22 protein-coding genes, 2 tRNA genes and 1 riboswitch are annotated in these 23,817 nt (G+C 70.7%); of the genes, 19 read left to right on the top strand and 5 right to left on the bottom strand.

The annotated features are described in order from the left end of the window. Positions 1–7: 7 nt before the first annotated feature. Both ACFY3V_RS03875 and ACFY3V_RS03870 read left to right on the top strand, forming a co-directional pair. Positions 8–1,309, top strand: a complete 1,302-nt coding sequence (locus ACFY3V_RS03875) for a hypothetical protein (RefSeq protein WP_362898348.1) — start codon at positions 8–10, stop codon at positions 1,307–1,309. Next, a complete protein-coding gene (locus ACFY3V_RS03870) occupies positions 1,306–1,767 on the top strand; it encodes a hypothetical protein (RefSeq protein WP_389769709.1) in 462 nt (153 codons plus the stop codon). Before ACFY3V_RS03875 ends, ACFY3V_RS03870 begins: the two co-directional genes overlap by 4 nt. A 99-nt stretch (positions 1,768–1,866) precedes the next feature. Here ACFY3V_RS03870 and ACFY3V_RS03865 read toward each other — a convergent pair whose 3' ends face one another. Further along, positions 1,867–2,178 (bottom strand): YtxH domain-containing protein, encoded by a 312-nt coding sequence (locus ACFY3V_RS03865; RefSeq protein WP_362898346.1) that lies wholly within the window; start codon positions 2,176–2,178, stop codon positions 1,867–1,869. A gap of 170 nt (positions 2,179–2,348) precedes the next feature. On the opposite strand from ACFY3V_RS03865, the gene ACFY3V_RS03860 reads away from it, so the two are divergent. From ACFY3V_RS03860 to ACFY3V_RS03830, 7 genes are all read left to right on the top strand, one after another. Next, positions 2,349–2,424: transfer RNA gene (locus ACFY3V_RS03860), tRNA-Asn, on the top strand. Between the two features lie 344 nt (positions 2,425–2,768). Continuing rightward, positions 2,769–3,953, top strand: coding sequence for a nitric oxide synthase oxygenase (locus ACFY3V_RS03855; protein WP_389769705.1), 1,185 nt, complete (start codon positions 2,769–2,771; stop codon positions 3,951–3,953). A 235-nt stretch (positions 3,954–4,188) separates the two neighbouring features. Beyond that, entirely contained in the window at positions 4,189–5,364 is a 1,176-nt protein-coding gene (locus tag ACFY3V_RS03850) for an agmatinase family protein (protein ID WP_362898342.1), read from the top strand. Continuing rightward, entirely contained in the window at positions 5,364–6,467 is a 1,104-nt protein-coding gene (locus ACFY3V_RS03845; protein WP_389769701.1) for an ABC transporter substrate-binding protein, read from the top strand. Before ACFY3V_RS03850 ends, ACFY3V_RS03845 begins: the two co-directional genes overlap by 1 nt. Positions 6,468–6,551: 84 nt before the next feature. Beyond that, entirely contained in the window at positions 6,552–7,544 is a 993-nt protein-coding gene (locus ACFY3V_RS03840; RefSeq protein WP_362898338.1) for an ABC transporter permease, read from the top strand. Positions 7,545–7,605: 61 nt separating this feature from the next. Continuing rightward, on the top strand, positions 7,606–8,373 hold the full coding sequence (locus ACFY3V_RS03835) for an ABC transporter ATP-binding protein (RefSeq protein ID WP_362898336.1): 768 nt from the start codon (positions 7,606–7,608) through the stop codon (positions 8,371–8,373). Positions 8,374–8,434: 61 nt separating this feature from the next. Then, on the top strand, positions 8,435–9,208 hold the full coding sequence (locus tag ACFY3V_RS03830; RefSeq protein WP_362898334.1) for an enoyl-CoA hydratase-related protein: 774 nt from the start codon (positions 8,435–8,437) through the stop codon (positions 9,206–9,208). Positions 9,209–9,366: 158 nt separating this feature from the next. On the opposite strand, the gene ACFY3V_RS03825 is transcribed toward ACFY3V_RS03830, so the two are convergent. Continuing rightward, positions 9,367–10,104 carry a TetR/AcrR family transcriptional regulator gene (locus tag ACFY3V_RS03825; RefSeq protein WP_389769696.1) on the bottom strand — a complete coding sequence of 246 codons (738 nt, stop codon included), beginning with the start codon at positions 10,102–10,104 and terminating at the stop codon, positions 9,367–9,369. A 100-nt stretch (positions 10,105–10,204) separates the two neighbouring features. Between ACFY3V_RS03825 and ACFY3V_RS03820 the strand changes: the two genes are divergently transcribed. Together ACFY3V_RS03820 and ACFY3V_RS03815 are read left to right on the top strand one after the other, a co-directional pair. After that, a complete protein-coding gene (locus ACFY3V_RS03820; RefSeq protein ID WP_389769693.1) occupies positions 10,205–11,155 on the top strand; it encodes an ATP-binding cassette domain-containing protein in 951 nt (316 codons plus the stop codon). Between the two features lie 77 nt (positions 11,156–11,232). Continuing rightward, positions 11,233–11,982, top strand: a complete 750-nt coding sequence (locus ACFY3V_RS03815) for an ABC transporter permease (protein ID WP_389769690.1) — start codon at positions 11,233–11,235, stop codon at positions 11,980–11,982. Between the two features lie 20 nt (positions 11,983–12,002). Here the strand turns inward: ACFY3V_RS03815 and ACFY3V_RS03810 are convergent, their stop codons facing one another. After that, positions 12,003–12,524 (bottom strand): DUF402 domain-containing protein, encoded by a 522-nt coding sequence (locus tag ACFY3V_RS03810; RefSeq protein WP_389769687.1) that lies wholly within the window; start codon positions 12,522–12,524, stop codon positions 12,003–12,005. 52 nt (positions 12,525–12,576) lie between these two features. Further along, positions 12,577–12,689: riboswitch (SAM riboswitch) on the top strand. A gap of 39 nt (positions 12,690–12,728) precedes the next feature. Between ACFY3V_RS03810 and ACFY3V_RS03805 the strand changes: the two genes are divergently transcribed. From ACFY3V_RS03805 to ACFY3V_RS03780, 6 genes are all read left to right on the top strand, one after another. Then, entirely contained in the window at positions 12,729–13,664 is a 936-nt protein-coding gene (locus tag ACFY3V_RS03805) for a glutathione S-transferase C-terminal domain-containing protein (protein WP_389769684.1), read from the top strand. After that, the gene (locus ACFY3V_RS03800; RefSeq protein WP_389769681.1) at positions 13,661–15,418 is read left to right on the top strand and encodes an FAD/NAD(P)-binding protein; all 1,758 of its coding nucleotides are present in this window, start codon (positions 13,661–13,663) and stop codon (positions 15,416–15,418) included. Before ACFY3V_RS03805 ends, ACFY3V_RS03800 begins: the two co-directional genes overlap by 4 nt. Further along, the gene (locus ACFY3V_RS03795) at positions 15,415–17,214 is read left to right on the top strand and encodes an ABC transporter substrate-binding protein (protein ID WP_389769678.1); all 1,800 of its coding nucleotides are present in this window, start codon (positions 15,415–15,417) and stop codon (positions 17,212–17,214) included. The genes ACFY3V_RS03800 and ACFY3V_RS03795 overlap by 4 nt, the downstream gene beginning before the upstream one ends. Next, positions 17,211–18,182: an ABC transporter permease gene (locus tag ACFY3V_RS03790; RefSeq protein WP_362898318.1), complete on the top strand. Its 972-nt coding sequence runs from the start codon at positions 17,211–17,213 to the stop codon at positions 18,180–18,182. The genes ACFY3V_RS03795 and ACFY3V_RS03790 overlap by 4 nt, the downstream gene beginning before the upstream one ends. Positions 18,183–18,297: 115 nt before the next feature. Next, positions 18,298–19,167 carry an ABC transporter permease gene (locus tag ACFY3V_RS03785; RefSeq protein ID WP_362898316.1) on the top strand — a complete coding sequence of 290 codons (870 nt, stop codon included), beginning with the start codon at positions 18,298–18,300 and terminating at the stop codon, positions 19,165–19,167. Next, entirely contained in the window at positions 19,164–20,945 is a 1,782-nt protein-coding gene (locus ACFY3V_RS03780; RefSeq protein WP_389769673.1) for a dipeptide ABC transporter ATP-binding protein, read from the top strand. Before ACFY3V_RS03785 ends, ACFY3V_RS03780 begins: the two co-directional genes overlap by 4 nt. Positions 20,946–21,110: 165 nt before the next feature. Here ACFY3V_RS03780 and galK read toward each other — a convergent pair whose 3' ends face one another. Next, positions 21,111–22,289, bottom strand: a complete 1,179-nt coding sequence (gene galK / locus ACFY3V_RS03775; RefSeq protein WP_362898312.1) for a galactokinase — start codon at positions 22,287–22,289, stop codon at positions 21,111–21,113. Between the two features lie 161 nt (positions 22,290–22,450). On the opposite strand from galK, the gene ACFY3V_RS03770 reads away from it, so the two are divergent. Further along, a tRNA-Ile gene (locus ACFY3V_RS03770) sits at positions 22,451–22,524 on the top strand. A 290-nt stretch (positions 22,525–22,814) separates the two neighbouring features. Here the strand turns inward: ACFY3V_RS03770 and ACFY3V_RS03765 are convergent. Beyond that, positions 22,815–23,273, bottom strand: coding sequence for a MarR family transcriptional regulator (locus ACFY3V_RS03765; protein ID WP_362902781.1), 459 nt, complete (start codon positions 23,271–23,273; stop codon positions 22,815–22,817). A 63-nt stretch (positions 23,274–23,336) separates the two neighbouring features. Between ACFY3V_RS03765 and ACFY3V_RS03760 the strand changes: the two genes are divergently transcribed. Further along, positions 23,337–23,705 (top strand): VOC family protein, encoded by a 369-nt coding sequence (locus ACFY3V_RS03760; RefSeq protein ID WP_362902779.1) that lies wholly within the window; start codon positions 23,337–23,339, stop codon positions 23,703–23,705. The last annotated feature ends 112 nt before the right edge of the window (positions 23,706–23,817 follow it).

The following is a 23,817-nucleotide window of genomic DNA, read 5'->3' as shown; positions in this document are numbered from 1 at the left end:
TGGGCGGATGGAGTCGCGAGCGGCGGTCGACGACGCCGCGCTCGGGCGCGAGGCGTGGTCCGTGCTCGACGCGAACTGGACGGGGTCCGCGACCGTCCCCGCGCCCGGCCTCTACCCCCACCAGTGGAACTGGGACTCCACCTTCGTCGCGATCGGCCTGGCCCGCTGGGACACCCGCAGAGCGGGGACCGAGCTGATCAGCCTGCTGGCCGGGCAGTGGGCGACCGGAATGGTGCCGCACATCGTCTTCCATCCCGTCCACGCGGACGGATACTTCCCCGGCCCCTCGGTCTGGCGATCCCGGGAGCACCCGGCCTCCCCCCGCACCGTGTGCACCTCGGGGCTGACGCAGCCACCGCTGCACGCGCTCGCCCTGTGGTGGATATGGCGGCACGCGGCCGACCGCGACACGGCCGTGGCCCTGGTGCGGCGGCTCTATCCGATGCTGGTCGCCCAGCACGACTACCTCGCCACCCGCAGGGACCTCGGCGGGGGAGGGCTCGCCGCGATCGTGCACCCGTGGGAGTCGGGGATGGACGACAGCCCCGCCTGGGACGCGCCCCTGGAGGGGCTCCCCCCGGTCCGTCCCGCCTACCGGCGGCGCGAGGAACTCCCCGAGTGGCGTACCGACAGCCGCCACGACCGCTACATGGCGCTCGCCCTGGGCTGCCGGGACTCCGGCTACGACCCAGCCTATCTGCGGGACGAGCACCCGTTCGCGGTCGAGGACCCGATGTTCAACGGGATCTGGCTCGCCTCCTGCCAGGCCCTCACCGAGCTGGCCCCGGTGGCGGGCGCGGACGCGGGCCCGCACCGGGAGGCGGTGGAGCGGATCCGCGCGGCGCTGCTGGAACGCCTCTGGGACGGCGGGGTCTTCCGTGCCCGCGACCTGCGCGGCGACCGGCTCAGTCCCGTGTGCACGGTCGGCTGCTTCGGGCCGATGCTCGACGAGGGGATGCCCGGTGAACGGGTCGCGGATCTGGTGAGTGTGCTGGAGTCGGCCCGTTTCATGGGGGCCGCCGGATATCCGGTGCCGAGCTGCGAGATCCGCGCACCGCAGTTCGACCGGTCCTGCTACTGGCGCGGGCCGTCCTGGGTGAACACCAACTGGCTGCTGCGCCGGGCGGCGGCCGTGCACGGCCTGGAAGGGCTGGTGCGGGTGCTCGGCTCGGGCACCCTGCGCCTCGTACGGCAGGCGGGTTTTCGCGAGTGCTTCGACCCCTTCGACGGCAGCGGGCGCGGCAGCCGGGACTTCTCCTGGTCGGCGGCGCTCACCCTCGACCTGCTGGCGGATACCGTGGAACGGTGAAGCTCTTCAATCGCATGCCCCCCGAGGTCCGCGCGGCCGCCGTCCCCGGCGACCGGGTGCTCGCCTACGCGGAGGGCCCCGACGGCTACGTGATCGCCGCGGACAAGGCCCTCTACCTGGGCGGCGAGCGCGTGCCCTGGTTCCAGGTGGATCGCGGGGTGTGGGACGAGGAGGGGCTGACGGTCACCACCACCGACGGGCGCTCGCACCGGGCGCTGCTGCCCGAGCCGGGCCGGATCCCCGAGGCCGTGCGGGAGCGGGTGATCGCCTCGATCGTGGTCAACCACTACGTTCCGCTGGACGCGCGCGGGGGAGTGCGACTGGTGGCGAGGAAGGCCGACGCCGACCGGCTGATCTGGGAGTTCGTCTTCGACGTCGGCCTCGACCCGGACGATCCGGGCCTGCGTGCCCTCGCGGAGCAGGCGCTTGAGGAGACACGCCGAAGCTTCGGCGTCTGAGATATCGGCCTCCGGACACGCGAAAGGCCCCCGTAGGGGCCCTTCGCACCGGCGGGCCGTGCTCGGCCCGTGGCTGCCGACGGAGCGGCGGCAGGAAGATCAGTAGGGTGCGTTGGTCTTCTGGTTCTCCGGCCAGCCGGTGCCCGTGTCGTCGTGCTGGTCGCTGTGCCAGCCGTTGGTCGAGCGCAGGAACGGCAGCCGGTTCTTGGCCACGTCGCTCACCTTGGTCCTCGCCACATCCGTCGCCTGGGAGACCTTGGCGCCCATCAGGCCGGCCGTCTCCTGCACGGCGGGGTTGTCGGAGACGCGCTGGGCCAGCCGCTTGATCTGCTCGTAACGTTCCCGGCCGGCGCGGCTCCCCAGGATGTAGCCGACCGCGAATCCCACTCCGAGCATCAGTCGATAACGCATGTCCACCTCCACAAACATGTTCCGCGGACCCTGTCCTGTGATCACTCGCGGATCGCCTCGTCTCGCCCCTACCCCGGAGTATCGATGCGACACACACCCACGGAGTGCGCTAATCTATTCCTGCGCCGCAAGGAACGGGGGACACCCGGTCCGACCAGCGCGAAGCGCAATCCCGTGTAGCTCAATCGGCAGAGCAGCCGGCTGTTAACCGGCAGGTTATAGGTTCGAGTCCTATCGCGGGAGCCAGTTGAAAGGCCCCGGAAGCCCAGCTTCCGGGGCCTTTGCCGTCTTCTGTCCTGATTCAGTCAGCCTCCCGCGTTCCAGTTCGCCGGACAAACCACTGTGAATCCCAGAAAATAGGGAACGCCACGCCCGGCGCCGCCATGATCTTGGCGGGCGGACCGGTGCGCGGCTGCCGCGGACAACAGCGATCGCAGCGGGGAAGGGCCGCCGCGTCGAGGGCACCGCGCCGCCCGGAACGGTCGCCGTGCCCGTGAGCCACAATGGGTGGTTTTTCTGTGCTGACCTGGCGAAGGTCCCGGCGGAGCACGCCGGATTCGATGCGCGACGTCCCCGGTGTACTCGGGCCCGTGGGCATTTCCGACGGTGTTCCCGGCGGTGTCCCTGACGGTGTTTCCAGGGGCGTTCCCGAGGTGCCCCCGGTCGACGTGGCGGCGGCCGAGGATTACCTCAGGCTTTTCCACGCCGAGAACCCCGGGGCGGGAACCCTGCGGGAACGCCTGCGTGAGGTCCGGCAGGAGATCGCCGGGACCGGAACGTACACGCACACTCCCGGCGAGCTGATCTTCGGTGCCAGGGTGGCCTGGCGCAACAGCGGCAGGTGCATCGGGCGCCTGTACTGGCGCTCGCTGCGGGTGCGCGACCGGCGACACGTCACCACGGCCGAGGGGGTCGCCGTCGAGTGCGTGAACCACCTGCGGGACGCGGCGCCGAACCGCAGGATCCGCCCGACGATCACGGTGTTCCCTCCCGATCGGCCGGGGGCTCCGGGGCCGAGGATCTGGAACGAGCAGCTCATCCGCTACGCCGGATACGCGACGAAGGACGGTTCGGTCGTCGGCGATCCCCGCTACACCGATTTCACCGCGATGCTGCGCGAGCTGGGCTGGGCAGGGGGGCCGGGAAGTCCCTTCGACGTCCTCCCGCTGGCGATCTCGATGGGGGACGGGCCTCCGCTGCTGTCCACGATCCCCGGCGACGCCGTGCTGGAGGTCGCGCTCTCACACCCCGCCTATCCGTGGTTCGAGCAGCTGGGACTGCGCTGGCATGCGGTTCCGGTCATCTCGAACATGTGCCTGGAGATCGGCGGGATCTGTTACCGGGCGGCCCCGTTCAACGGCTGGTACATGGGGACCGAGATCGGCGCCCGCAACCTGGCCGACGCCGACCGCTACGACCTGATGCCGGTCATCGCCCGGCGGATGGGCCTGGACACCGAGAGCGACCGCTCACTCTGGCGGGACTACGCGCTGGTGGAGCTGAACGTGGCGGTCCTGCACTCCTTCGAGCGGGCCGGGGTGACGATGACCGACCACCACACCGAGTCCAGACATTTCCTGATGCATCTGGAACGCGAGGAGAAGGAAGGACGGGTCTGCCCAGCCGACTGGTCCTGGATCGTGCCCCCCATCTCGGCCTCGGCCACCCCGGTCTTCCACCGCTACTACGAGGACCGGCAGCTGTCACCGAACTTCGTCCACCATCCGGACTCCCTGGAGCGTGCACTCGGTCACCGGACTGCAACGGGGGGTTAATCCGGGGGAAACGTACCGGCGATGCACTTGCAGTGACCCACCTCATGGTGGGGCGCACCTAGGGTTCCGCCGCAGCCGACGCCGGATGTCACGACCGTGAGGTCGTACGGCGTCGGCGCGGGACTGGTCCGAGAGGTGCAGGCGGCCGCGTGGCCGTTCCACGGCGGGACAAAAGCCCGGGAGGCCGGCCGATCCCGGCTGCCCTCCGGCCGGGTTCCGAGCTGATCGGAGCTCCATGCACTGGCACCCGTCCGCATCCGACCCCGCCCGCCAGGGCCCCTCGTCCGCGGCACCCTCGGCGCCCGACAGGTACGGCCCCGAGGCTCGCTTCGCCGTCGACCGCGAGGCCGAACTGCCCACCACCAACTGGGAACGCGAGGTCGCCTGGGCCCTGGAGGTGGGCCTGCAGGGCGCCGACTCCATCGTCGACCGGCGCATCCCGACCTTCTCCCGAGGAGAACTCCCGCACTTCGCCGGGATCAACACCTTCCTCAAGGCCCCGTACGTCGAGGACGTGCGGCGCTGCGGGGAGTACGACGTGGCGATCCTGGGGGCGCCGTTCGACGGCGGCACCACCTACCGCTCGGGCACCCGCTTCGGACCGCAGGGCATCAGGAAGATCTCCGCCCTGTACGGCCCCTACAGCTTCGAGCTGGGGGTGGACCTGCGCGAGTCGATCACGATGGCCGATCTCGGGGACGTGTTCACCATCCCCGGCAACATCGAGAAGACCTTCGACCAGATCTCCAAGGCCGTCTCGCACGTCTACTCCAGCGGGGCCTTTCCCGTCGTCCTGGGCGGCGACCACTCCATCGGGTACCCGACCGTGCGCGGCGTGGCCGAGCACCTCTCGGGAAACCTCGGGATCATCCACTTCGACCGGCACGTGGACACCCAGGAGACCGACCTCGACGAGCGCATGCACACCACGCCGTGGTTCCACGCGACCGACATCCCCAACGTGCCGCCGCAGAACCTGGTGCAGATCGGCATCGGCGGCTGGCAGGCGCCCCGGCCGGGGGTGAAGGTCGGCCGCGAGCGCGGCACCACGATCATGACGGTCACCGACTGCGTGGACATGGGCATCGAGGCGGCGGCCGAGCGCGCGCTGGAGGTCGCCTGGAAGGACGCCGAGGCCGTGTGGCTCTCCTTCGACGTCGACTGCCTGGACGCCGCGTTCGTCCCCGGCACCGGCTGGCCGGAACCTGGCGGCTTCCTGCCGCGCGAGGTCCTGAAATTCATCCAGATCATCGCCGACGCGGCGCCGCTCGCCGGGATCGAGGTCGTGGAGTGCTCGCCGCCCTACGACAACGCGGAGATCACCTCGTTGATCGCCACCCGCGTCATCTGCGACACCCTCGGCTGCCTGGTCCGTTCCGGGCACCTGCCCACGAGGAAGGGAGCCTCCTGATGCTCCGCCGCCCGCCTCTCACCCTCCGCCGGTCTGTTTCGTCCAGGCCGCCCGGCCGGACCGGGTCGCTCGGGTCGTTTCGTTCGTCCCGCGCTCCGTTCTCGCTCCGCCTGCTCGTCTCGCTCTTCCTCCTCGCCGCCTGCGCGGCGTGCGCCTCCACCCCGGGCGGAGCCGCCGAGCCCGCCGCCTCCGGCGGCGAGAAGACCCTCACACTGGGCTTCTCCGCCTGGCCCGGCTGGTTCCCCTGGCAGGTCGCCCAGGAGAAGGGACTGTTCGCCAAGAACAACCTCGACGTCGAGCTGAAGTACTTCGACAGCTACACCGACAGCCTGACGGCGCTCGCCACCGGCAACGTCGACGCCAACAGCCAGACGCTCAACGACACCATCGCCTCGGTGTCCGGCGGGGCGAAGCAGACGATCGTGCTGGTCAACGACAACTCCACCGGCAACGACCAGATCATCGCCAGATCCGGCATCTCGACGGTGGCCGACCTGAAGGGCAAGACCGTCGCGGCCGAGCAGGGAACGGTCGACCACTACCTGCTGCTGCTCGCGCTGCGGAAGGCGGGGCTCACCGAGAAGGACGTCACCTTCAAGCCGCTGCCGACCGATGCCGCCGCCGCGGCCTTCAAGGCAGGCCAGGTGGACGCGGTCGGGGTCTTCGCACCCTTCACCACCACCGCGCTGGAACTGCCGGGTTCCACGGCCATCGCCACCTCCAAGGACTTCCCCGGCGCCATCCCCGACCACCTGGTGGTGGCCGCCTCGCTCGTCGCCGAACGGCCGCAGGAGGTGCAGGCACTGGTGAAGACCTGGTTCGAGACCCTGGAGTGGATCGCCGCCAACCGGGCCGACGCCACCGCGATCATGGCCAAGCGGGCGGGGGTGAGCGAGGCCGACTACACGAGCTACGACGCGGGGACCACGATCTTCTCCCTGGAGGACAACCTCGCCGCCTTCGAACCCGGCGACACCGGTGACCACCTCGACAACCAGGCGTCCCTGATCGCGAAGTTCCTCGTCGACTCGGGCCTGGCCGACACCGAGCCGTCGCTGGACGGTCTGTTCGAGCCGAAATTCGTCAGGAGCCTCAAACCGTGAGAGCCGTGGGAGCGGTGAGAGCCGTGCGGGCTGTCAGAGCGGTGAGAGCGATCAGAGCGGGAGCACCGACATGGAGACGCCGACATGGAGACAACGCCGGGTGACGACCGGCTGTGGCCGGGGCGGGTCCAGTTCGCCCTGCTCGCCACCCGGAAGGTCGAGGCCCTCATGAGCGCGCGGACCGTGGAGCCCGCCGCACCTCCCGACGAGGGACGGCGGGACTGGGAGCCGCTGCCCCGGCGCTCGGACCGTCCCGGACGGCTGAGAAGACGCACCCCCGGCTCCGGCACGTTCCTCGGGAAGGACCGATCCGGAGCGGGAGGTCCGTCCGTCCGGGCCCGCTGGGGCCTGCGGGCGGCCTCCGTGCTCGTCCCGCTCGCCCTCTGGGCGGCCGTCAGTACGGCAGGGCTCGTCGATCCCACCTTCCTGCCCTCCCCGCTGGCCGTCCTGGAGGCGTTCGCGGAGATGCTGGGCAGCGGGCAGCTGCTCGACGACACCCTCGCCAGTCTCGGCAGGGTCGGGGCCGGCTTCGGGCTGGCGGTGCTGATCTCGGTGCCGCTGGGCGTCGCGATGGGCACCTCGGCCGTGGCGCTGGCCCTGCTGGAACCGGCCGTCGGCCTGCTCCGCTACATGCCGGCCGCCGCTTTCATCCCCCTGCTCATCATCTGGCTCGGCCTCGGCGAACCCTCCAAGATCGCGATTCTCGTGCTGGGCGTGGTGTTCTTCAACACGCTGATGGTCGCCGACGCCGTACGGCGGGTGCCCGGTGAGCTGGGCCAGGCCGCGGCCACCCTCGGCGCCAGGCGCGGCGAGATCCTCAGGAAGGTGACCTGGCCGTACGCGCTCCCGGCGGTCGTGGACGCGGCGCGGATCAACGCCGCCGCCGCGTGGAACTTCGTGGTGGTGGCCGAGCTCATCGCCGCCGAGTCGGGGCTCGGCTACCGGATCGTCCGGGCGCAGCGGTTCCTGCAGACCGACAAGATCTTCGCGGTGCTCGTCGTGATCGGGGTCGTCGGCCTGCTGATCGACGTCGCGCTGCGCCTGCTGCGCGATCGCCTCGGGAGGTGGGTGGCGTGAGGTGCGTGCCGATCGGTGTCATGCCACGGGTTCCGGGTGACCGCTTCGGGAGGTGGACGGCATGACCCTTGTACTGCGCGGCGTGGCCAAGGACTACGGCGCCACGCGCGTCCTGGACGGCATCGACCTGTCGATGGAGCCAGGCGAGTTCGTGTGCGTGGTCGGGGCGAGCGGCTCGGGCAAGTCGACGCTGCTTTCTCTGATCGCCGGGCTCACCCCGGCGAGCGCGGGATCCATCTCGCTCGCCGGGGCGCCCGTCACCGGTCCCGGTCCCGAGCGCGGGCTGGTCTTCCAGTCGGGCGCGCTGTTCCCCTTCCTCACCGTCGCGGAGAACGTGGCCTTCGGGTTGCGACTGCTGCCGATCTCCAGGGCGGACCGGGAGCGGCGGGTCCGCTGGTACCTCGGCGAGGTGGGACTGTCGTCCCTGGCGGGCGCGCTGCCCCGGCAGCTGTCCGGCGGGCAGCGTCAGCGGGTGGCGATCGCGAGGGCGCTCGCGTGCGAGCCGGCCGTGCTGCTGCTCGACGAGCCGTTCGGGGCGCTGGACGTACAGACCAAGGAGGACATGCAACTCTTCCTGCGCCAGGTGTGGCGCGACACGGGCACGACCGTGCTGATGGTCACCCACGACGTGGAGGAGGCCGTCCTGCTCGCCCAGCGGGTGCTCGTCTTCGCCTGCGGTCCCGGCAGGGTCGCCGCCGAGGTGCCGATCGACCTGCCCGCCTACCGGGCGCTCACCGTCAAGCGCACCTCCTCCTTCCTCGGCCTGCGCGCCACGGTCGAGGATCTGGTCCGCTCGCACATGCTGACGCCGGAGAGGGAGAAGGTATAGAACGATATTCTGTGGCTCTCCGGGCGGGGAGCCCCCGGCGGACTGTCGAAGGGGATGCGCAATGGCCGATCCGGTGTTGTCGTCGATCGAGCGGGGCGTGCTGACGCTGACCCTCAACCGCCCGGACCGGCTCAACGCCTGGACCGACGAGATGGGCCGTCGCTACTTCGACGAGCTGGCCGAGGCCGAGAAGAACCCCGAGGTCCGGGTGATCGTGGTGACCGGCGCGGGGCGGGGATTCTGCGCCGGTGCGGACTTCCAGACGCTCACCGCCCTCCAGGACGGCTCCTACGCGGGGCGACCCGACCCGCGTCCCACCACCTTCCCGACCACGATCCGCAAACCGGTGATCGCCGCCGTCAACGGCGCCTGCGCCGGGCTCGGCATGGTCCACGCCCTGCTCTGCGACCTGGTCTTCACGGCCGCCGAGGCGAAGTGGACCACTGCCTTCGCCCGGCGCGGCCTCATCGCCGAGTACGGCATGTCGTGGATCCTGCCCCGCCTGGCCGGTCAGGCGAGGGCGATGGACCTGCTGCTTTCTGGCCGCACCTTCACTGGCGCCGAGGCGTACGAGCTGGGCCTGGCCGGCCGGTCGGTGCCGGGGGAGAGGCTGATGGAGGAGACGCTGGCCTACGCCCGCGAGCTCGCGACGCACAGCTCCCCGGCCTCGATGGCGGTGATCAAGCGTCAGGTCTGGGGTGACTGGCAGCAGAGCCTGGAGGCGTCGGAGTCGGCCGCGAAGCGCCTGATGGCCGACTCCTTCGCCCGGCCGGACTTCGTCGAGGGCGTCGCGAGCTTCGTCGAGCGCCGCGCCCCTGACTTCCCGCCGCTGTAGCCCGGCAGGCTCGTGGGCTCCGATGGCGTGTCCGGCGGCATTCGGCTCACCGGGCAGGAACGCCACCGGGTTTCCGGCGCGCACGGGGGCGTGACGTGGGCGGCCTCGGAGGGCGCGGGGTGTCGGTCACGGCGTGGGCGGTGTGCGGTCGCCGACGATCAGGTGGGTGGCTTTTCGGTGACGAGCACCGCGAGGCCGTCGAGGATGCGTTCCATGCCGAAGGCGAACTCGTCGTTCTCGCCGCCCGGCTTGTCGAAGACCCGGGCTTCGAGAAGCTCGTGGATCTCGGGGAAGCGCTGGGCGTCGGTGAGCCTGGCGAGTGACCTGCCGTAGCCGGACAACGCCTCCTCGTCGGTGACCTGGGAGGTGCGGTGGGCGTCCTGGAGGTCGGCGAGGAGCGCCACCTCGGTCCTGACGAAGCCGTTGACCAGCAGCAGCGCCGCGAGCTTCGTGTCCGCGTCCAGTCCGGTGCCGCGCAGGCAGCGCAGTCCGGTCTCCAGCCAGGCGACGTGGTTGGGCATGATTCCCGGCCCGGTGATGGGGATGCGCAGCGACCAGGGGTGTCGCTGCAGGGCGACGCGCATGGCGGCGCCCCATCGGTGGACGCCCTGACGCCAGTCGTCGCCCTGCTCGGGGAGCGGGGGAGGCGGGCCGAGCACCGCGTCCGTGATGAGCATGAGCAGGTCGCCCTTGGACGAGACGTAGCGGTAGAGCGCCATCGTGGAGACGTCCAGCTCGGCGGCGATCTTGCTCATCGAGACCGCGGCGAGCCCTTCCGCGGAGCCCACCCGCAGGGCGGCCTCCACGATGTGCTCCAGGCTCAGGCTGCGTTTGGGGCCCTTGCCGGGCCGCTCGCGCAGGCCCCAGGCGATCTCCACGCTCTCCGGCACTTCCATCGCGCTCCCGGGCTTGACCGTCCTTTTCTGTGAGTGTATACCTTACGCAATATCGTGTATGTCATAAACAGTAGAGCGTACGCCATACACAGGAGGGGCAGTGGATACAGCGATAGAGGCGGTCGGCCTCACCAAGTCCTACGGCAGGGTCGCCGTCCTGAAGGGCGTCGACCTGCGCGTCGCCAGGGGGAGCGTGTACGCGCTGCTCGGCTCCAACGGGGCGGGCAAGACGACGACCGTACGCACCCTGGCGACGCTGGTCGGGCCGGACGGGGGACGGGCCACGGTCGCCGGGTTCGACATCGTCCGCGACCGCCGCCGGGTGCGCCGCGCCATCAGCCTGACCGGCCAGCACGCGGCGGTCGACGAGTTGCTGACCGGCGAGGAGAACCTCCGGATGATGGGCCGCCTGTCCGGCCTGTCACGCGCGGGGGCCCGCCGCAGGGCGGCCGAGCTCCTGGAGCGGTTCGACCTGGTAGAGGCGGGAAAGCGGCGGGTCGGCACGTACTCGGGTGGTATGTGGCGACGCCTGGACCTGGCTGCCGGGCTCGTCGGCGCACCATCGGTGATCTTTCTCGACGAGCCGACGACCGGGCTCGACGTGCGGAGCAGGCAGGCGATGTGGGAGGTGATCACCCGCCTCGCCGACTCGGGGACGACGGTCTTCCTCACCACCCAGTACCTGGAGGAGGCCGACAGCCTCGCCGGCAGGATCGCGCTGCTCGACGGCGGGCGGGTGGTGGCGGAGGGCACCGCCGACGAGCTCAAGGCGAGGGTCGCCGCCTGGCGGCTGAACCTCGTACTGGCCGACGCCGGCTCGTTCGCCGAGGTGACGCGCCTGCTCGGTGCGCGTGCCGTGCACGCCGATCCCGCCAGGCTCACCGTCGAGGCGGCCACCGACGGGAGCGCCGCGCAGATCCGCGCCCTGCTGGACGAGGTGGATCCCGGGCGTTCCGCGGTCGAGAGGTTCACCGTGCGAGGCGCCACGCTCGACGACGCGTTCCTCGCCCTGACGGACAATCCGACGGACAAGGAGCGGGCCGGTGTCTGACCTCACGGTGATGGACGTCTCGACAATCGAGGAGCGGCGAGTGTCCGGTCCCGTGGTCGAGTGCGGGGGGCGGGCCGGTGTCTGAGCTCGTCGCCTGGCCGGTCATGACCGGCCGCGCCGTCCGCCTGTCGCTGCGCAACCTCGACGCGCTGATCACCTCGTTCCTGTTGCCCGTCATGATCATGCTGATGTTCGTCTACCTGTTCGGCGGCGCGATCCAGACCGGCACCGACTACGTCACCTACGCCGTCCCCGGCGTCCTCGTCATGTGCGCCTCCTACGGCGCCTCCCTGACCGCGGTCGCCGTCAGCCAGGACATGAGCCGGGGGATCGTCGACAGGTTCAGGTCGATGGACATCGGGGGGGCGGCGTTCCTGGGCGGGCACGTGGCCGCCAGCACCGTGCGCAACCTCACCTCGCTCGTCATCGTGTTCGTCGTCGCCTTCCTGCTCGGTTTCCGGGCGAACGCGGACCTGGCGGGCTGGGCCGCGGCGGCGGGCATCCTGGTGGTGTTCGTCCTGGCCGTCTCCGCGGTCTCCGCCGTGGTCGGCCTGCTGGCCAGGACGCCGGAGGCCGCGGGCGGCTTCACCTTCGCGGTGATGTTCCTGCCCTACCCGAGTAGCGCCTTCGTCCCGGTCCACACCATGCCCGCGTGGCTGCACGGGTTCGCGGAGAACCAGCCGGCCACGCCGATCATCGAGTCCGTGCGCGGCCTGCTGCTCGACACGCCCGTGGGGAGCGACCCGTGGAAGGCGCTGGCCTGGTGCGGCGGTTTCCTGCTGGTCTCGGCGCTGCTGTCCGGCAGGCTGTTCCGTAACCGCGCCTGAGGTGGCCGGAGGGGACGCGCTCAGCTGACCAGGGTGAGCCAGTGCGGCGCGTCCCCGAAGGGGGCGGTTCGGGTGGTGACCGCCTCCATCAGCCAGGCGGCCGAGGCACGGGCGTGCTCGACCACGTCGGGCGGGTAGGCGTACCTGACCCGGTGCTCCTCGAACTCGTCCTCGTCGTCCAGGAAGACCCGGCTCAGGCGGCCCTTCAGCAGGTTCTCGCGGACCCTGATCACGTCGAGGTCGAGGTCGATCATGGTGACCTGGCCGTCGCTCCACCGCGGCACCGTGGAGATGTCGCAGTAGATCTCGTGCTTGTGCGGTGCCGTGTTGAACGCGGCCGTCCACCAGGCGTCGCGAGGGAAGAGCATCACGAACGGATGAGGCCAGGCGACTGCGGGGCCGTCGCCCTTGTGGCCGACGGAGTTGGCCACGCAGCCCGTCCACACCCCGTGCTCGTCCTCGCCGAGCAGCAGGCCGCGGTGGTGCCAGTGCAGTGACCCGTCGTACTTGCGGTAGACCACGTTCACGCTCTCATAGGACATTCCCCGACATTAAGGCTTGACAGAGATCTATGTATTTCCTACCTTCTAAATAGGTTAAGAGTGTCAGTGCGAAGCCCCGGCTGGCTGACCGGCAACCCTCGCACCGCGGCGGGGTGCCCCCGGGGGAGACCAGGCGGCACGGTGGGCGTGCCGCAAGCGCGGACCCCCTCACCGGGGTCACCACGACATGTCCGGGAGCGCCAGATGCCGAAGAGCAGCACACTGAACCACGCGAGCCCCGTCGACCTCGACACCCACGGCCACTACCGGCCCGGTGGCAGGCCCGGCCTGCGCTACCCCTTCACCGGGCGGATCGGCACGACCGCCTTTCCCGCCGAGCCGGGGCGCTACCACCTCTACGTCGCGGCCGTCTGTCCGTACGCGCAGCGCGCCGCCATCGTGCGCTCCCTCAAGGGACTCCAGGACGTGGTCTCGCTCTCCTACGTCGACGACGAGCGCGACGGACGCGGGTGGGCCTTCCGTGAGCGGCGCGGGGCCGACCCGGTCAACGGCTTCACCACCCTGCGGCAGGCGTACGAGACGACCGAGCCCGGCTTCGACGGGCACGTCTCCGTACCGGTCCTGTGGGACAGGACGAGCGGCCGCATCGTCAGCAACAACTTCCCCGACATCACGATCGACCTCGCCACCCGGTTCGGCGGCGACCCAGAGGCCGACCTCTACCCCGAGGAGCTCAGGCCGGAGATCGACGAGCTCAACACGAGGATCTACGAGATCGTCAACACGGCGGCGGGCCGCGTGGCGTCGGCCACCACCGAGACCGCGTACACCGAGGCGCGCGCAGAGGTGATCGCCTTCCTGGACGAGCTGGACGACCGGCTGACCGACCGCAGGTACCTGTTCGGCTCGGGGATCACCGAGGCGGACGTACGGCTCTGGCCGACCCTGCTCCGCTTCGACCTGAGCGACAACCCGGCGGCCAGGATCAGCGAGCGCCCGCTGACCGCCTTCACCAACCTGTGGGCCTACGCCAGGGACCTGTACGCCCACCCCGCCTTCCGCGAGAACACCGACTTCACCGTCATCTCCCCCTTCCGCGGCGAGACCGACCCCTGGCGTGTCCCGGTCGAGCCGCTGTACGCCGACTGGGACGAGCCGCACCGCAGAGCCGCCGTATGAGCGCCTCGATCGCCGTCGTCGGCGCGGGACCGACGGGCACCTGCCTGGTGGAGCGGATCTGCGCCAACGCCGCCGACCTGCTCGGCTGGCCGTCGCTGGACGTCCACGTGATCGACCCCCACCCGCCGGGCGGCGGGCGCGTCTGGCGGCGCGACCAGCCGGACCTGCTCTGGATGAACTCCACCGCGGCCGACGTGACGCTCTTCACCGACGAGTCGGTGCGGTGCGAGGGACCGATCCGCCCTGGTCCCACGCTGGCCGAATGGCTCGGCGGAGACCCCGGCAGGTTCGCCACCCGCCCCGCGCAGAGCGGCTACCTCTCCCACGTCTTCCGCCACACGGTGGCGACCGCGCCGCGCGGCGTCCGGGTGCACGTGCACGCCACCCGCGCCGTCGACCTCGCCGACGTCCCCGGCGGCCAGGCGGTGAGGCTGGAGAACGGCGGGACGATCGAGGTCGACGCGGTGATCCTCGCCCAGGGACACGGCGACGTGACCCCGACGAGTGAGGAGGGCACGCTGGCCCGCCTCGCCACACGTACGGGGCTGCGCTATCTACCCACCGGCTACGCGGCGGACCTCGACCTGGACGGCATCCCCGCGAGGGAGCCGGTGATCGTACGGGGGATGGGGCTCGCCTTCGTCGACCTGATGGTGCTGCTCACCTCGGGCCGGGGCGGCCGGTTCGTCCGCGAGTACGACGGGGAGCTCGTCTACCTGCCCAGCGGGCAGGAGCCTCTCCTGCACGTGGGTTCGCGGCGCGGGGTGCCGTACCACTCCAAGACCGGCTACTCCTTCAAGGGCGCCCGCCCGCCGGTGCCGCGCTTCCTCACCCGCGAGGCGCTGGGCGAGGGACCGTGGGACTTCCGCAGGGACGTGTGGCCCCTGGTCGCCAAGGAACTGGCCTTCGCGTACTACCACGAGCTCATCACCGCCCACCCCAAGCGCGTCAAGCTGGGCTGGGAGGAGTTCGAGGAGGGCTTCGCGGCCGAGGAGTGGCGCAGCCTCGGGATGCGAAAGCTGATCCGCCAGGCCGTGCCCCGGCACCCGGACCGGCTCGACTTCGACCGGCTCGACCGGCCGCTGGACGGCATCCGGTTCGGCGACCACGCGGGCCTGCAGAAGTGGATGCACGGCTATCTCGCCGTCGACCTGGAACGGCGCTCCGACCCCACGCACAGCGCCGACCACGCCATGATCCTCGGACTGCTCTCCGTCTACGGCGTCCTCGCCGAGCTGGGCATCTCCGACCCGTGGTTCGGCGGCTTCTTCAGCTACGTCGCGAGCGGCCCGCCGGGACCCCGGCTGGAGGAGATGCGCGCCCTCGCCAGGGCCGGGGTGGTCACCTTCCTCGGCGCGAACCTCAAGGTCGACCACCATGAAGGACGCTGGCGGGCACAGAGCCCCACCGTGCCCGGCGGCGTCGCGGCCACCACCCTCGTCGAGGCCCGGCTGCCCGCGCCCAGCGTGAGCCGGGCCGTCGACCCGCTCATCAGCGCGCTCCGCGACCGCGGCGAGCTCGACGAGGAGTCGGGCCTGGTGAACGTGCGGACCGCGGACCGCCGCCTGCTCGACAGGTCAGGCAGCCCGCACCCCCGCAGATTCGCCCTCGGCCCCTGGGTCGTGGGCGGCAGGGCCACCGCCGGCTTCGCCAGGCCCCGCCTCAACGCCCCGCTCTTCCGCCACGCCGACGCCCTCGCCCGGATCGTGCTCTCCGAGGCCGCCGGAACCCAGATCAGACGGCACGTCGCGTGAACCACCCCGATCGCCATACCCGGCGTGTCGTCGAGCCGGCCGGACGCGCCGTACCGAACAACGCCGCACAACACGCCGTACAGAACAACGCCGTACAGAACGCCGTGCAGAAGCACGTCGCGGAGAAGCACGTCGTACAGAAGCGCAAGGAGAAGAACGTGAAGTTGCGATGGGGCGCCCTGACGCTCGCCGGAGTGCTGGCGCTCGCGGCGTGCGGAGCCGAGAGCGGGGCCCCGAGCGCGAAGGCCGGTGCGGACGGCGGTGGCGACGGAGGATCGCTCGTGTGGGCGGTGGAGACACAGCCGATCACCTTCAACCCGCACCAGTGGGGCCAGAACAAGGCCCGCCTCCTGGTCCACAACCAGTTCGACGCACTGATCGCCCGGGGCGTGAACGGTGAGTTCCTGCCCTGGCTGGCCACGTCCTGGAAGGTGTCGGAGGACGGCCTGACCTACACCTTCGAACTCCGCGACGACGTCACCTTCCACGACGGCGAGAAGTTCGACGCCGCCTCGGTGAAGGCGAACCTCGACCAGCTCGTCGCACCCGGCTACAACGCCGCGCTCAGCGCCATCCAACTGCGCAACTTCGAGAAGGCCGAGGCGACCGCGCCGTACACCCTGAAGGTCACGCTCAAGGCCCCCGACGGACTGTTCCTCGACTTCCTCTCCTCCCCGTACGCGGGCCAGGTCTCCCCGAAGTCGCTGAAGAACGCGAAGGACCTCAAGGCGGGCGGCGTCGACGTGGTCGGCACCGGGCCGTTCATCCTCGACCGGTTCACCCCCGGCCAGGAGGTCCACTACAAGCGCAACCCCGACTACAAATGGCCGCCCACCGGCGCCGCCCACCAGGGACCGGCGCACCTGGCCGAGATCACCTACCGCTTCCTGTCCGAGGCGGCGGTACGGGTCGGCGCGCTCACCTCCGGGCAGGTGCAGGTCATCGAGGGCGTGCCCGCCACCGAGATCGGCCTCATCAAGAGCGACCCCGAGCTGAAACTGGAGACCAGCCTCAACTCCGGAAGCGCGTTCTCCTACTACTTCAACGTCTCCCGCCCCCCGTTCGACGACAAGCGAGTCCGCGAGGCCTTCCGCGACGCCGTCGACGTGGACGCGGTGCTCAACTCCGTCTACCAGGGCACCGCCAAGCGAGCCTGGAGCGTCATCGGCCAGGGCAGCCCGCAGTTCTACGACCCCTCCCTGGAGAAGACCTTCGGCAACAACCCCGAACGGGCCAACCGGCTGCTCGACGAGGCGGGCTGGAAGGAACGCGACGCCGAGGGCTTCCGGGTCAAGGACGGCAAGCGGCTCACCGTACGCACCGTCAACGCCGCGCCGTTCGTCCGCGACCGCCGCGACGTCCTCGCCCAGGCCGTCCAGGCGGCCGTCAAGCAGAGCGCCGGGATCGACTTCCAGGTCAAGATCGTTGATCAGGGCACCGCGCAGAAGGCCGTCGAGGACAACGAGTACGAGGTCTTCGAGAACTCGCGCGGCGACACCGACGCCGGGGCGGCGCTCAACCTGATCCTGGCGAAGGACGCCGCGATCAACCGCACGAAGTTCGGGAGCGCCGAACTGGACAAGCTGCTCGCCGACGCGTCGGCCGCCTCCGACGTCGCCAAGCGCAAGGAGCTCTACGCGAAGGTGCAGAAGACCGTGATCACCGACGAGGCGCTTCTGCTCCCGCTCTACGTTCCCGCCGACCAGGTCGCCTACAGCGCCTCGGTCACCGGGATCACCTTCGAGCCGGTCTCCGGCACTCCCAACAGTGCTTACGACATCCGGATAGGGACGTGAGCACCCTTTCACTCACCCGGCGGCGGGGGCTGGCCGCCGCCGGGTGGCTCGGCCCGGTGGGCCGGCGGCTCGGAGCGGGCGTCGCCGTGCTCTGGGCCGCCGCCACCGCGGCCTACCTCGCCCTGCTGCTCGCCCCCGGCGACACGATCGACGTGCTCGTCGGCGACGGCATCGACACCCCCGAGCGGCGGGCGGAGATCATCGCCGAGTGGGGGCTGGACCGCTCCCCGCTCCAGCAGTACGGCGACTATCTGCTCCGCCTGCTCCAGGGAGACCTGGGCCGCTCCTACATCCTGCAGCGCGGCGTCGGCGACATCCTCGCCTCCCAGATCGGGCCGACGATCCGGCTCGCGCTCACCGCAGCCCTCCTCGGGGTCGTCCTCGCCCTGCTGCTCGCCCTGACCACCGCGGGCCGCCGCCCATGGCTCGGCGGCCTGGTCGGACTGTCGGAGCTGGTCATCGTCTCGGTCCCGCCGTTCCTCATCGGCATCCTGCTGCTCGCCGTCTTCTCCTTCACTCTCGGCTGGTTCCCCGTCTCCGGGGACAGAGGACTCGCCTCCCTGGTACTGCCAGGACTCGCGCTCGGGCTGCCGATCGCGGGGGTGCTCGGCCAGGTGCTCCGCGAAGGGCTGGAACGGGCACTTGAGGAGCCGTTCGCGGTGACCGCCCGCTCGCGCGGCATCACCGAGTGGCGGCTCGTCGCCCGGCACGCCCTGCGTCACGCGCTGCTCCCCGCCGTCACCCTCACCGGCTGGTTCGTCGGCTTCCTGCTCGGCGGAGCGATCATCGTGGAGGCCGTGTTCGGCCGACCCGGGCTCGGCCAGGTCACCGTCGGCGCGGTGAACAGCAAGGACATGCCGCTGGTGATGGCGGTCGTGCTGATATCCGCCCTCGCCTACGTGACGGTCAGCACGATCGTCGACCTCGCCTACCTCGCGATCGACCCCCGCCTGAGGAGGAGCCGATGACGACCCCGTCGCGCGAAGAGCCGGTGACGGTTCCACCGGCGGTTTCGCCGAGGTTGGAGTCGACGGTGGTCCCGCCGCGGGAGGCGCCCTCGCCGTACCACCCGAGGAGGAGCCGATGACGACGGTCACGGAGGTCCCGGGTGTCGCGACCGCCGCCCCGGCACCGGCCAGGCGCGGGTACGGCCTCAGCGCGCCGCTGGTCGCACCGCTGCTGTTCCTGGCGGTCGCCGCCGTCGCCGCCGTGGCACCGAGCCTGCTCACCGGTGTCGACCCGCTCGCCGCCGACCCGCTGCACGCGCTCGCCGGGCCGAGCGCCGAGCACTGGTTCGGCACCGACCACCTCGGCCGCGACGTGCTGTCGCGCGTCGTCCACGGCGCGGGACACTCGCTGAGCATCGGCGCCGCCGCCGTACTGCTCGCCGCGGGGGCCGGAACCCTGCTGGGCGTCCTGGCGGGACTGTCCCCCCGCTACGTCGACGAGCTGCTCAGCCGCCTGTTCGACGTCGTGGCGACCTTCCCTGAACTGCTGCTCGCCCTGCTGGTCATCGCGATCACCGGCCCCGGCACCGGCAACGTGATCCTCGCGATCGGCATCGCGCAGATCCCCAACTACGCCCGGGTGATCCGCGCCCAGACGTTCGTGGTGCGCCGCTCCGGCTACGTCGAACAGGCGGTCACCTTCGGCCTGGCCAGACCGATACTGGTCGCCCGCCACGTGCTGCCCAACGTGCTCGGACCCCTGCCGGTGCTCGCCACGATCGGCATGGGCACCGCCATCATCGCCACCTCGGGGCTCAGCTTCCTCGGCATGGGCCCGCAGCCCCCCAGCCCGGAGTGGGGCTCGATGCTGTCCGAGGCCCGCAACTACCTGCGCGTCGCCTGGTGGAGCGTGCTCTTCCCCGGCCTCGCCGTCACCGGAACCGTCATCAGCCTGACGCTCGTCGGGCGCCGCCTGCAGCGCCGTTTCGAGGGGAGAAACCGATGAGCCTCATCGACGTCGAGGACCTGCGGGTCGGCTTCCCCAAGGCCGGAGTACAGGCCGTACGGGGGGTGAGCCTCTCGATCGAGGCGGGCGAGTGCGTGGCGATCGTCGGGGAGTCCGGCTCGGGCAAGAGCGTGACGGCGAGGACCCTGGTCGGGCTGGCCGGACCCGGCGCCGAGGTCACCGCCTCCCGGTTCGTCGTGAACGGCGGGGACGCGCTCCGCTTCGGCGCCCGCGACTGGCGACGGCTGCGCGGCCGGTTCGCGGGGCTCGTGCTCCAGGACGCGCTCACCTCGCTCGACCCGCTCCGTACCGTCGGCGACGAGATCGCCGAGGTGCTCACTACCCACGACGTCGTCCCCCGCACCGCCCGGAAGGAAAGGGTGATCGAACTGCTGGAGGCGGTTGGGGTCCCCGAACCCGAGGTGCGGGCCCGGCAGTACGCCCACCAGCTGTCCGGAGGGCTGCGCCAGCGCGCCCTGATCGCCTCCGCGATCGCCGCGAGCCCGCCGTTGATCATCGCCGACGAGCCGACGACCGCGCTCGACGTCACCGTGCAGGCCCAGATCCTGCGGCTGCTCGCCGCCCGCAAGGCCGAGGGCACCGCACTGCTCATGATCAGCCACGACCTCGCCGTGGTCTCCGCCGTCGCCGACCGCGTACTGGTGATGAAGGACGGCGTGATCGTCGAGGAGGGGGCGACGGGACGCGTGCTGACCGAGCCCCGCCACGACTACACCAGACTGCTGCTCGCCGCCGTCCCCTCCGCGGTCTCGCGCGGCACCCGCCTGTCGGCCATCGCCTCCGGGGGAATCGCACTGCGCACCCCGCTGCCGGAGCGGACCGTCGACCACGCCGCGCCGATCCTGGCGGTCTCCGGGCTCTCGGCCGCGTACGGCTCGCGCACGGTGGTCGACGACGTCTCCTTCGAGGTCTACCCCGGCGAGACGCTCGGCATCGTGGGGGAGTCGGGGTCGGGCAAGACCACGGTCGCCCGGCTCGTCCTCGGACTGCTCGAACCCGCCTCGGGGGAGGTCCGGCTGGGCGGCGAGCCCTGGTCGGGGATCCGCGAGCGCGCCAGGCGTTCCCGCAGGTCCCGCATCCAGGTGATCTCCCAGAACCCGCTCGACTCCTTCGACCCCCGCTACACGGTCGGCCGCCTGGTCGCGGAACCCCTGCGCGGCGCCATCTTCGAACGCGACCCCTCGCGCGCTGTTCCTTTCCGGAACGGTTCCTCGCCCGGTGTCTCTTCCGGGGACGGCTTTCCTCGCGGTCGCTCTTCCCGGAACGGCTCAGCGCGCGGCGTTCCCACTGAGAACGGCTCCCCGCGTGGCGTTCCTTTCCGGCACGGCTCCTCGCGAGAGGCCCTCTTCGACCGGGTGACCCAACTGCTGAACCGGGTCGGCCTCCCGGCGGACATCGCCGACCGGCACCCCCGGCGCCTGTCCGGAGGCCAGCGCCAGCGGGTGGCCATCGCGAGAGCCCTCGCCACCCGCCCCGACGTGCTCGTCTGCGACGAGCCGGTCTCCGCGCTGGACGTGTCGATCCAGGCCCAGGTGCTCGACCTGCTCGCGGAGATCCAGGCCGCCGACGGGACCGCGCTGATCTTCATCTCCCACGACCTCGGGGTGGTCCACCACGTCGCCGACCGGGTACTGGTCATGCGCGGCGGGCGGGTCGTGGAGGAGGGGCACGTGGATGAGGTGTTCTTCCTGCCCCGGCACGACTACACCCGCGAACTGCTCGGCGCGGTGCCCAAGCTGGTGTCGACCGAGCCCTGACCCTCGGACCGCAGGTGCGGGGCAGGACCGGCACCCACCGCGAGCGGGGCGAACCCGACCGATGAAGGTCGCGGACGCCGGGGGCAGGAGCGGCACTCACCGTGAGCCGGGTAGAACCGGCACCCCGGGTGCGACAGGTGATCCGGTACGTCGAGACGGATCGGATCAGAGCAGCCGACGGGCACCCTGGGCCGGGGTCGCCGGGTAGATGTCCGGTGCGGTCCAGCCGCGCTCGGCGTAGGCCCCGGTCACCGACTCCCGTACCGACTCCGCCCGGTCGTCGGCGACCAGCGCGATCGCCGAGCCGCCGAACCCGCCCCCGGTCATCCGAGCCCCTCGTGCCCCGCCCCTGACCGCCGCCTCCACGGCCACGTCCAACTCGGCGCAGGACACCTCGAACTGGTCGCGCAGCGACAGGTGAGAGGCGTTCAGCAGCGCACCGATCTCCCGTACCGCCCCGGCGCGCAGCAGCCCGATCACCGCCTCCACCCGGTGGTTCTCGGTCACCACGTGCTGGGTGCGCCTGCGCTCGTCGCCGCTCAGCTTCGCGAGGGCGCCCGCCAGATCCGTGACATCGCGCAGCGCGTCGACCCCCAGGCGCTTGGCGGCGTTCTCGCAGTCCTTGCGGCGGCGGGCGTACTGCCCGTCGGCGAGTTCGTGGTGCACCCCGGTATTGATGATCAGCAGCTGCATGCCGTGGCTCGCCAGGTCGAACGGGATGCTCCTGGTCCCCAGGGTCCGGCAGTCCAGAAACAGCGCCTTCCCCTCCTCGCCGAGGGCGGAGGCCGCCTGGTCCATGATCCCGCACGGCATGCCCACGAAGTCGTTCTCGGCCTTCTGGGCGGCCAGGGCGATCTCCATCTTGGTGAGACCGAGCCCGTACAGCTCGTTCAGCGCCGTACCGATCACCACTTCCAGCGCCGCACTCGACGACAGACCCGCCCCTTGGGGGACGTCCCCGTCGATCACCACATCCGCCCCGCCGACCGGACGCCCCTGCCCTGACCCCTGTCCCTCGTCTGTTTCCCGCCCTTGCCCTCGTCCTTGCTTCCGCTCCGCCTCGCCGAGCGCCCAGAACACCCCGGCCGCGTAGCGTGCCCAGCCCTCGGCCTCGTCGGGCGTCGCCAGCGTCACCGGCTCACCCGCCTGCAGCGACCGCAGCCTGATCACCCCGTCCTCGCGCGGCGACACCGCGGCGGTCACCCCCCACGGCAGCGCGAACGGCAGGACGAACCCGTCGTTGTAGTCGGTGTGCTCCCCGATCAGGTTGACCCGCCCGGGAGCGTGCCACACCCCGGCCGGCTCCATGCCGTACGAGTCCCTGAAAGCCCCAACAACGCGCATGATCCAACACTCCTCAACACGGCTCACCCGTAGGGTATCGATTCCATCGGAGCCGGGTTCCGCGCTCGTTCCCGCCGAAGGTCACATCTTGAACCCGTCCCGCCCGGCAGATGTGCGAACAGCCGCCACGTTTGGTTGAATGCCGCGTACGGCGTGCGCGAGGGGCGGTAGCTCAGCCGGTTAGAGCAGGGGACTCATAATCCCTGGGTCGCGGGTTCGAGTCCCGCCCGCCCTACCCTCCGTGACCACCTGAAAAAGCGCCTCTGACCTGTGTGTTCGCACTCAGAGGGTCCGGCTGTCCACGGTGGCGGCGAACCGGTCCGGCTACCACGAAGCTCTCGAAGCGGCGAAAACCGACGCCGGCCTGCCGTTGGGAGGCGTTCGGCGCTGTGTGAACACGACGCAGATAGCGGCTCGCAGACGCCGGTGTAGCCGGGGTCCGTCGTTTTCGAGGTCGCCCGCACGGATTTTCACGCTCGGCTGCCCTCCTGCCCGAGCGCGATGAGACGTGTGCCGGGGAAGGAGCTATGAGCCGTCGTTGTCATCGCGCAGGGAATGGATCATGCTCTGCAGGATCCGGAACGCGTCTGACTGCTCGGTCTCGGTCATGCCGGCCAGCATTCTGACCTCGACGGACCGGACCGCTACGGTCGCCTTCTCGAGGCTCCGCCGGCCGCGAGGCGTGAGCCGTGTGGGAAGAACCTTTCCGACGGGTGCCTTCGCGGGCCTGGTCACGTGGCCCTCTCGTTCCAGGGTCTGGAGCAGCACGTTCATCGTCTGCCGTGTCACGAACGCGCCCCGTGCGAGCTCGGAGTTCGACAAGCCCGGTCGTTGAGCCAGCAGTTCGAGGCAGGAGTAGTGCGTCACGCTCATCCCGAGCGGCCGCAGTACCTCCTCCATGGCTGCGCGGAGCGTGCTCGACGCCTCTTTCAGCAGGTAGCCCAGTGACGTCTCCAGGTCGACGCCGACACCGTTTTGACTCATGTCAGCATTCTGACATAGATTAACCCGTGTCAGAATACTGACACGTAAAGAAGGAGCATCGTCATGCCCGTCACCGGCCCCGACTTCATCTCGCTCCAAGCGCGCGACCTCGACGCTTCGCGGGCGTTCTACGAGCGGTACCTCGGCCTCGTTCGCTCACAGGCCGGACCTCCGCACGCCGTCGTCTTCGAGACGAAGCCGATCGCGTTCGCACTCCGCGACGTCGTTCCCGGCACCGATCTCGCATCCGTCGCTCAGCCCGGCATCGGCGCCGCGATCTGGCTCCACGCCACAGACGTCCAGGCCATTCACGATGCTCTCGTCGCCGACGGTCACACCATCGTCTCCGCGCCGATCGACGGCCCCTTCGGCCGGACATTCACCTTCGCCGACCCCGACGGCTACCAGGTCACTCTCCACGACCGCGCCTGACAGGCCAAACGCCACCGGATGATCATCGGCCCCCGAAGGCCGCGGTCGCGCCCGAGGATCGAGAATCCGGGCGGTTGTGCGCTCACGGTGAGCGAGGTGGCCCATGCTTGAT

The organism is Streptosporangium sp. NPDC000095 (genome assembly GCF_042899335.1).
Classification (GTDB): domain Bacteria; phylum Actinomycetota; class Actinomycetes; order Streptosporangiales; family Streptosporangiaceae; genus Streptosporangium.
This window is presented reverse-complemented; position numbering and strand designations above follow the sequence as displayed.

Coding starts and splice junctions, on each gene's coding strand:
- ACFY3V_RS03875 (WP_362898348.1), top strand. CDS start 8: ATGGAGTCGCGAGCGGCGGTCGACGACGCCGCGCTCGGGCGCGAGGCG.
- ACFY3V_RS03865 (WP_362898346.1), bottom strand. CDS start 2,178: ATGCGTTATCGACTGATGCTCGGAGTGGGATTCGCGGTCGGCTACATC.
- ACFY3V_RS03850 (WP_362898342.1), top strand. CDS start 4,189: ATGCACTGGCACCCGTCCGCATCCGACCCCGCCCGCCAGGGCCCCTCG.
- ACFY3V_RS03845 (WP_389769701.1), top strand. CDS start 5,364: ATGCTCCGCCGCCCGCCTCTCACCCTCCGCCGGTCTGTTTCGTCCAGG.
- ACFY3V_RS03840 (WP_362898338.1), top strand. CDS start 6,552: ATGGAGACAACGCCGGGTGACGACCGGCTGTGGCCGGGGCGGGTCCAG.
- ACFY3V_RS03835 (WP_362898336.1), top strand. CDS start 7,606: ATGACCCTTGTACTGCGCGGCGTGGCCAAGGACTACGGCGCCACGCGC.
- ACFY3V_RS03830 (WP_362898334.1), top strand. CDS start 8,435: ATGGCCGATCCGGTGTTGTCGTCGATCGAGCGGGGCGTGCTGACGCTG.
- ACFY3V_RS03825 (WP_389769696.1), bottom strand. CDS start 10,104: ATGGAAGTGCCGGAGAGCGTGGAGATCGCCTGGGGCCTGCGCGAGCGG.
- ACFY3V_RS03810 (WP_389769687.1), bottom strand. CDS start 12,524: ATGTCCTATGAGAGCGTGAACGTGGTCTACCGCAAGTACGACGGGTCA.
- ACFY3V_RS03805 (WP_389769684.1), top strand. CDS start 12,729: ATGCCGAAGAGCAGCACACTGAACCACGCGAGCCCCGTCGACCTCGAC.
- ACFY3V_RS03800 (WP_389769681.1), top strand. CDS start 13,661: ATGAGCGCCTCGATCGCCGTCGTCGGCGCGGGACCGACGGGCACCTGC.
- ACFY3V_RS03785 (WP_362898316.1), top strand. CDS start 18,298: ATGACGACGGTCACGGAGGTCCCGGGTGTCGCGACCGCCGCCCCGGCA.
- ACFY3V_RS03780 (WP_389769673.1), top strand. CDS start 19,164: ATGAGCCTCATCGACGTCGAGGACCTGCGGGTCGGCTTCCCCAAGGCC.
- galK (WP_362898312.1), bottom strand. CDS start 22,289: ATGCGCGTTGTTGGGGCTTTCAGGGACTCGTACGGCATGGAGCCGGCC.
- ACFY3V_RS03765 (WP_362902781.1), bottom strand. CDS start 23,273: ATGAGTCAAAACGGTGTCGGCGTCGACCTGGAGACGTCACTGGGCTAC.
- ACFY3V_RS03760 (WP_362902779.1), top strand. CDS start 23,337: ATGCCCGTCACCGGCCCCGACTTCATCTCGCTCCAAGCGCGCGACCTC.